Origin of the sequence: Paraburkholderia sp., from assembly GCF_036488505.1 — a bacterium.
GTDB lineage: Bacteria > Pseudomonadota > Gammaproteobacteria > Burkholderiales > Burkholderiaceae > Paraburkholderia.
The window spans coordinates 21,488-28,794 of sequence record NZ_DASXHN010000153.1 but is presented as its reverse complement, the minus strand read 5'-3'; the positions used below and the strand labels follow the sequence as shown (position 1 = coordinate 28,794).

The following is a 7,307-nucleotide window of genomic DNA, read 5'->3' as shown; positions in this document are numbered from 1 at the left end:
GGTCGTTTCGAGCGGTCGTTTCGGGCAGTCGTTTCGGCCAGTCGTTCCGGGCAGTCGTTCCGGGCAGTCGTTCCGGGCAGTCGTTTCGGGCAGTCATTCCGGCGGATGTTTGGGACGGCTGTTTCGGGCAGTTCTCTTCGGCGATAGTTTCAGCCGGCTCGGAGCCGAGGCAGAGAGCGGCGAACGAGTCCTAGCAGCGCAATTGCGCATGCCACTGGACGCTCTGCAACTGTACTCCTGTCCTTTCCATTTTTCTGTATCCAGCGTGCTTCTGGGAACACAGTACGCTTGCAGGCATCGGCTAGCCCAGCCTCTCGAGCCTCCCCATCGTCATGAAGAAGAACGAATTTCGCGCCGAATCCGGCATTGAATCGCGCACCCAGCCCCGCATCGAACCTTATAAGCACCCCGCCGCTGGCTGGGGCGCGCTGAAGTACGTCGCCGTCAACCTGTTCAAGGAAAAGGTCGCCGGCGGCAACTATCGCACGCTGCTCAAGCAGAATCAGCCCGATGGTTTCGACTGTCCCGGTTGCGCGTGGCCGGATCGTGAGCACGCGTCGACGTTCGAATTCTGCGAGAACGGCGTCAAGGCGGTGGCCGCCGAGGCGACCAGCAAGCGCGCGACGCCCGCATTGTTCGAAGAGCACAGCGTCGCCGAATTGATGACGCAATCCGATTTCGAGCTCGAGCAGCACGGCCGCCTGACCGATCCGCTCGTCTACGACGCCGCGCGCGACCGCTACGTGCCGATCGGCTGGAACGACGCGTTCGAGTTGATCGCGCAGCATCTGAAGCGCCTCGACGACCCTAACCGCGCGGCGTTCTACACGTCGGGCCGCGCGAGTAACGAAGCCGCGTTCCTGTACCAGTTGTTCGTGCGCATGTACGGCACCAACAATTTCCCCGACTGTTCGAACATGTGCCACGAGGCGACCAGCCGAGGTCTGCCGCACACGGTCGGCGTCGGCAAGGGCACGGTCACGCTCGACGACTTCGAACACGCGGACACACTGCTGATCTTCGGCCAGAATCCGGCCACCAACCATCCACGAATGCTCGGCGAGCTGCGCGAATGCGCGAAGCGCGGCGCGACCATTGTGTCGATCAACCCGCTGAAGGAACGCGGGCTCGAACGTTTCGCGAGCCCGCAGCATCCGGTCGAAATGCTGACGATGGGCAGCACCAGGATCAGCTCGTTGTTTATCCGCCCGAAAGTCGGTGGCGATTTTGCGCTGATCAAGGGCGTCGCCAAGCGGGTGCTGGAACTCGACGACGAAGCGCTCGCATCGGGTGTCGAGCGTGTGCTCGACGTCGAGTTCATCGCCGAACACACGGTTGGCTTCGAGGCCTTTGCCGACGATCTGCGCACCGAGCGCTGGGACACGATCGTCGCCGAAGCGGGCGTGCCGCTCGACGACGTGCTGAAGCTCGCCGACATCTACGCAAAGGGCCGCGCGGTGATCTCGACGTGGGGAATGGGCCTCACGCAGCACAAGAACTCGCTCGCGACCGTGCAACTGCTGTCGAACCTGATGATGATGCGCGGCAATATCGGTCGGCGCGGCGCGGGGCTGTGTCCGGTGCGCGGCCACTCGAACGTGCAGGGCGACCGCACGGTCGGCATCGAGGAACAACCGACTCAGGCATTTCTCGACAAGCTCGGCGCGGCCTACGATTTCGAACCGCCGCGCGAGCACGGGCTCGACGTCGTCAACACGATCCAGGCGATGCGCGACGGCCGCGTGAAAGTGTTCATCGGGCTCGGCGGCAATTTCTCGATCGCGACCCCGGACACGCCTCGCACGTGGGACGCGATGCGCGCCTGCGATCTGACCGTGCACGTGACGACCAAGCTGAACCGCAGCCACCTCGTGCACGGGCGCGACGCGCTGATTTTGCCGACGCTCGGACGCACCGAGATCGATTTGCAGAACGGCGTCGCACAAGGCGTAAGCGTCGAGGATTCGATGAGCATGGTGCATATCTCGTACGGGATGAATACGCCGGCGTCGGACAATCTGCTGTCGGAAATCGCGATCGTCGCGCACATCGCGCACGCAACGCTCGGCAGCAACAAGGTGGACTGGCTCGCGCACGCGGCAGACTATGCGCTGATTCGCGACGGCATCGCGAAGGTGATCGACGGTTTCGAGAACTACAACGAACGGCTGAAGAAACCCGGTGGCTTTCACCTTGGCGTCGCGTCGCGCGATCGGGTGTGGAAAACGCCGAGCGGCAAGGCGCAATTCATCGCGCACGCGATTGCGCTCGACACGCCGATTCATCAGGCGCGCGAGCAATACGGCGAGCGGCTGATGACGCTGATGACCACGCGTTCGCACGACCAGTACAACACGACGATTTACGGGCTCGACGACCGCTATCGCGGCGTGTACGGACAGCGGCGCGTACTGTTCGCCAATCCGCAGGACCTCGCGATGCTCGGTTTCACGGCGGGTGAGCGCGTCGATATCACGAGCGTCTGGGCGGATGGCGTCGAGCGCCGCGTGGACAGCTTTTTGCTGGTCGAGTACGACATTCCGCGCGGCTGCCTCGGTGCGTATTACCCGGAGACGAATCCGCTGGTGCCGCTGTCGTCGGTGGCGGACGGCGCGGGCACGCCGACCTCGAAGTCGATTCCGGTCTTGTTGACGGCGTCGGCGGTGGACGCGGTGGCGGCTTGAGGTTGCCGGTTGAGGTTTGCCGGTTGAGGTTTGCCGGTCGCAGTTCGACGATCACCGCCTGCCAACGCGTTTGCGCGCGTTTCAGGCGGTTTTCTTCGTCAGATCACGGTGCGTCAGATAGAGCCGCAGATCGAATTCGATCTGGTGGTGGCCCGGCTGCATAAACTCGCACAGACGATAAAAGGCCTTGTTGTGATCGCTCTCTTTTAGATGAGCGAGTTCATGCACGACGATCATCTTCAGAAACTCCGGCGCCGCGGATTTAAATAGCGACGCGACGCGGATTTCCTTCTTCGCTTTCAGCTTGCCGCCCTGCACGCGCGAAACGCTGGTATGCAGACCGAGCGCGTGACGCACGACGTCGAGCTTGCTGTCGTACGTGACCTTGTCGATCTGCTCGCCGCTGCGTAAATGCTCGCGCTTTAACTGCGCGCAGTACTCGTATAGTGCGCGGTCGGTTTGCACGTCGTGCGTGTCCGGGTATTTGCGGGCGAGGTAGGCACCGAGCTGATCGCTAGCGATCAGCGTTTGCACCTTCTGCTGGAGCGGTGCTGGGTAGCCGGTGAGATATTTCAGCGAGGACATGAAAGATGGGCACTGCGGGTATAAGGGCGCATGTTACTCATAGTCCCGCGTATCGACAACCTTGGTGATTTTCCATATCCCGTTCTGCTTGCGCAGAAACGCGACGTTGGTCTTTTTGTCGGTGGATCCGAACGTGACCGGAACGAGCGCTACACCGTTCAATACGATGGCAGGCCGCACGACCGTGTGCGCTTGCCAGTCCACTTCGTTGAAATCCTGGACGTTCGTAAAATACTCTGCGTCACCGGGAAGATTATTGTTCTTGTACTGCGCCCTCAGCAGATCGACCGTCTTCTTCGATACATAGTGGAAGATTTCATTGTCCATCAGCGGATAGCCGTGATCTTGCGCATCGCGTTTGATGAACCAGTCGTAGAACGCCTTGACGGTAGCCTCGGGGGTAGTTCGTTGCGTCGGGGTTTGTGCTGTTGCTGACTGGTTCAAGCTCAGGCCTGAGACGATCATCAATGCAGCGAAAATCACGATATTTTTTTCGTGTGCTTAGTCATGGCGATAGACTTTGCGTAGTCGCGCGGAATAATTGCGGATCAGCCTGATACGGCCGTGCTCGATTGCCTACCGCACGTATCGTGCGCAGCGCCCCTGGATCCCAGGTTCGGCATGCCATTGAAGATGGTTAATAGCGCCATCTTTGTTCCTTTCCGCAGTCTCATTTTCGAAAAGACGAGGTACCTGACTAAAACCGTGGTGCCGGGGATCGGACTCGAACCGACAAGCCGTGAGGCGGCGGATTTTAAGTCCGCTATGTTTACCAATTTCATCACCCCGGCAGGGGCGTCATCGCGCGTGGTAGCGAATTCTACCACTGCGTGGCAAGCGCACCGAACCGACACGTCCGCCGATAGACAGGCGGATTATCGCTCCACTTGCCCGGTCGCACCGCCCCTGCCGCACAGTCATCCCCAAGTCACAAACGTTGCCGATAATCCGCTCACCGAAAACGTTTACAGCGCACCAGACACGATGACGCCGACCATCAAGGATGTCGCCGCCCACGCGGGGTTTTCCATCGCCACGGTGTCGCGCGCGATCAACGCGCCGCACGCCGTGAACCCCATCACGCTCGACAAGGTGCGTCAATCGATCGACGCGCTGAAGTTTCGCCCGAGCCCGCTCGGCCGGCAATTGCGCGGCGAGCGCTCGCGCCTCATCGGCGTGATCCTGCCGACGCTCGCCAATCCGGTGTTCGCCGAATGTCTGCAAGGCATCGACGAGCTCGCGTCCGCGCAAGGCTACCGGCTGATGCTGATGACCACGCAGTATGACGTCGAGCGCGAACGTCATGCGATCGAAACGCTGCGCGAGCATCGCGTCGAAGGTCTGATCCTAACCGTCGCGGATGCCGACACGCATCCCCTGCTCGACGAACTCGACCACACCGGGCTGCTCTACGTGCTGATGCACAACGACACGGTGCGGCGCCCATCGGTATCGGTCAACAACCGCCTCGCCGCCTACGACGGCGTGCGCCGGCTGATCGCCCATGGTCATCGCCGCATCCTGATGCTGGCCGGCTCGTTCGCCGCGTCGGACCGCGCGCGTCTGCGGCATCTCGGCTACACCGAGGCGCTGCAGCAGGCCGGGCTGACGCCCGCGCCGGCGCTCGAAGTCGACTTCAACGCGGATGAACTCGCGCCGTCCGTGCTCGCGCATCTGACCCACGGCGCGAACCGGCCGACCGCGCTCTTTTGCAGTAACGATCTGCTCGCGATGGTCGTGATGCGCGGGTTGCGCCGTGCGCGTCTGAAGATTCCGCAGGACATGTCGATTCTCGGCTTTGATGGCCTCGCCATGGGCGAGCTGCTGTCGCCGCCGCTCGCCAGCGTCTGCGCGCCGAACCGCGACATCGGCTGCGCGGCGTGGCGGCGGCTGCTCGCGCGCATCGGCGGCGATGACGACCGCGGTGGCGAGCGCTCGCTCGCGCAGACGCTGCCGCACAGCGTGCGCGAAGGCGAGACGATCGGCATCAAAGCACATACAGCGTGAAAAGCATCTAACGCCCGCGCCACACGCCACGCACGCCTCGCCGCCGCAACGCCAACGCCAAACCACCACCCGCCCTCTTCTTCACCTGGAGCCCCGCAGTGATCCGCTCAACCACCCGCTTCGCTTCCTCGCTAAAGCCGCTCTGGCAAAAACTCACGCACGCCGCCGCGATCGCGCTGCCGGCTAGCCTGATCGTCGGGGGCGCCGCGTTCGCAACGCTCGCGCCGCAAGCCGCGCAAGCCGACGAAACCGCGATCTGCTACAACTGCCCGCCCGAGTGGGCCGACTGGGCGAGCCAGATCAAGGCGATCCAGCAAAACACCGGCATTCGCGTGCCGTTCGACAACAAGAACTCGGGCCAATCGATCGCGCAGTTGATGGCCGAGCAGAAGAGCCCGGTCGCCGACGTGGTCTATCTCGGCGTGTCGTCGGCCTTCCAGGCGAAGGACAAGGGCGTGATCCAGCCGTACCGACCCGCGCACTGGAGCGACATCCCCGCTGATCTGAAAGACCCGCAAGGCTACTGGTTCGCGATCCATTCAGGCACGCTGGGCTTTTTCGTCAACAAGGACGCACTCGAGGGCAAGCCGGTGCCGCGCTCGTGGGCCGACCTGCTCAAGCCCGAATACAAAGGCATGATCGGCTACCTCGATCCGTCGAGCGCGTTCGTCGGCTATGCGGGCGCGGTCGCGGTGAACCAGGCACTCGGCGGCACGCTCGATAACTTCGAGCCGGGCCTCGACTGGTTCAGGAAGCTGAAGGCCAACGCGCCGATCGTGCCGAAGCAGACCGCGTACGCACGCGTGCTGTCCGGCGAAATTCCGATCCTGCTCGACTACGATTTCGACGCCTATCGCGCGAAGTACAAGGATCAAGCAAACGTCGAATTCGTGATTCCGAAGGAAGGCACGATCTCGGTGCCGTACGTGATGAGCCTCGTGAAGGGCGCGCCGCATGAAGCGAACGGCAAGAAGGTGCTCGACTTCGTGCTGTCCGACGCAGGCCAGAAGCTGTGGGCCGAAGCGTATCTGCGGCCGGTGCGCGCGAGCGCGATGACTCCGGACATCGCCGCGAAATTCCTGCCCGCGAGCGACTACGCGCGCGCCAAGGCGGTCGACTTCGCTAAGATGGCCGACAAGCAATCGAGCTTCGGCGAGCGCTATTTGCAGGTGATGCATTGAACGACCTCACGTTCCCGCTGCGCTGGCGCATCGCGCTGCTCGCGCCTGCGCTCGCGGTGTTCATCGCGTTCTGGCTGCTGCCGATGAGCGCGCTCGCGCAGCTCTCGGCCGGCGGCCACGCATTGTCGACCTATCGCGCGATGCTGACGAATCCCCGCTACATGTCGAGCCTCGGCGCCACCGTTGTGCTGTCGGCGGCGGTCACGGCGGCCACGCTGGTGTTGTCGGTGATCGCGGGTCTGCTGCTCGCGCGCCGCGAGTTTGCATTAAAGCGCACGCTGCTCGCACTGCTGACGTTTCCGCTGGCATTTCCGGGCGTGGTGGTCGGCTTCATGGTCATCATGCTGGCCGGGCGCCAGGGGCTGATTGGCGCGATCTCGCTGAAACTCACCGGCGAGCGCTGGGTGTTCGCGTACTCGATGAGCGGGCTTTTCCTCGGCTATCTGTATTTTTCGATCCCGCGCGTGATCGTCACCGTGATGGCGTCGGCGACCAGGCTGGATGCGTCGCTCGAAGAAGCCGCGCGCTCGCTGGGCGCGTCGCCGTGGCGGATCATGCGCGACATCGTATTGCCCGCGCTGTCGCCGGGTCTGATCGCGGCGGGCGCGGTGTGCTTCGCGACGGCCATGGGCGCGTTCGGCACCGCGTTTACGCTCGCCACCGACATCGACGTGCTGCCGATGACCATCTACACCGAATTCACGCTGAACGCGAACATGGTGACGGCCGCGGGCCTGTCGATCGTGCTCGGCCTCGTCACATGGGGCGTGCTCGCGCTCGCGCGCAGCGCGAGCGGGTCCGGCGTGGCCGCCAGCGCATGAGTAGCGCGTCGCCCGAATCAGGCACTGCC

At 63.1% G+C, this 7,307-nt stretch carries 6 protein-coding genes and 1 tRNA gene; 4 read left to right on the top strand and 3 right to left on the bottom strand.

The window, feature by feature from the left end; translation table 11 throughout:
• Window positions 1–332 precede the first annotated feature (332 nt).
• Window positions 333–2,684, top strand: a complete 2,352-nt coding sequence (locus VGH68_RS08875) for an FdhF/YdeP family oxidoreductase (RefSeq protein WP_331603211.1) — start codon at window positions 333–335, stop codon at window positions 2,682–2,684.
• An 81-nt stretch (window positions 2,685–2,765) separates the two neighbouring features.
• Here VGH68_RS08875 and VGH68_RS08870 read toward each other — a convergent pair whose 3' ends face one another.
• From VGH68_RS08870 to VGH68_RS08860, 3 genes are all read right to left on the bottom strand, one after another.
• Window positions 2,766–3,269, bottom strand: coding sequence for a M48 family metallopeptidase (locus tag VGH68_RS08870; RefSeq protein ID WP_331603210.1), 504 nt, complete (start codon window positions 3,267–3,269; stop codon window positions 2,766–2,768).
• 33 nt (window positions 3,270–3,302) lie between these two features.
• Entirely contained in the window at window positions 3,303–3,752 is a 450-nt protein-coding gene (locus tag VGH68_RS08865; protein ID WP_331603209.1) for a DUF3828 domain-containing protein, read from the bottom strand.
• A gap of 223 nt (window positions 3,753–3,975) precedes the next feature.
• Window positions 3,976–4,060 (bottom strand) — tRNA-Leu (locus tag VGH68_RS08860).
• Between the two features lie 193 nt (window positions 4,061–4,253).
• On the opposite strand from VGH68_RS08860, the gene VGH68_RS08855 reads away from it, so the two are divergent.
• The 3 genes from VGH68_RS08855 (at window position 4,254) to VGH68_RS08845 (ending at window position 7,278) form a co-directional block, all read left to right on the top strand.
• The gene (locus tag VGH68_RS08855; RefSeq protein ID WP_331603208.1) at window positions 4,254–5,276 is read left to right on the top strand and encodes a substrate-binding domain-containing protein; all 1,023 of its coding nucleotides are present in this window, start codon (window positions 4,254–4,256) and stop codon (window positions 5,274–5,276) included.
• Between the two features lie 98 nt (window positions 5,277–5,374).
• Window positions 5,375–6,457 (top strand): ABC transporter substrate-binding protein, encoded by a 1,083-nt coding sequence (locus VGH68_RS08850; RefSeq protein ID WP_331603207.1) that lies wholly within the window; start codon window positions 5,375–5,377, stop codon window positions 6,455–6,457.
• Window positions 6,454–7,278, top strand: a complete 825-nt coding sequence (locus VGH68_RS08845; RefSeq protein ID WP_331603206.1) for an ABC transporter permease — start codon at window positions 6,454–6,456, stop codon at window positions 7,276–7,278. The genes VGH68_RS08850 and VGH68_RS08845 overlap by 4 nt, the downstream gene beginning before the upstream one ends.
• Window positions 7,279–7,307: the final 29 nt, after the last annotated feature.

Excerpts from the sequence above, each read along its gene's own strand:
- VGH68_RS08870 (WP_331603210.1), bottom strand. The coding sequence starts at position 3,269 with ATGTCCTCGCTGAAATATCTCACCGGCTACCCAGCACCGCTCCAGCAG.
- VGH68_RS08875 (WP_331603211.1), top strand. The coding sequence starts at position 333 with ATGAAGAAGAACGAATTTCGCGCCGAATCCGGCATTGAATCGCGCACC.
- VGH68_RS08855 (WP_331603208.1), top strand. The coding sequence starts at position 4,254 with ATGACGCCGACCATCAAGGATGTCGCCGCCCACGCGGGGTTTTCCATC.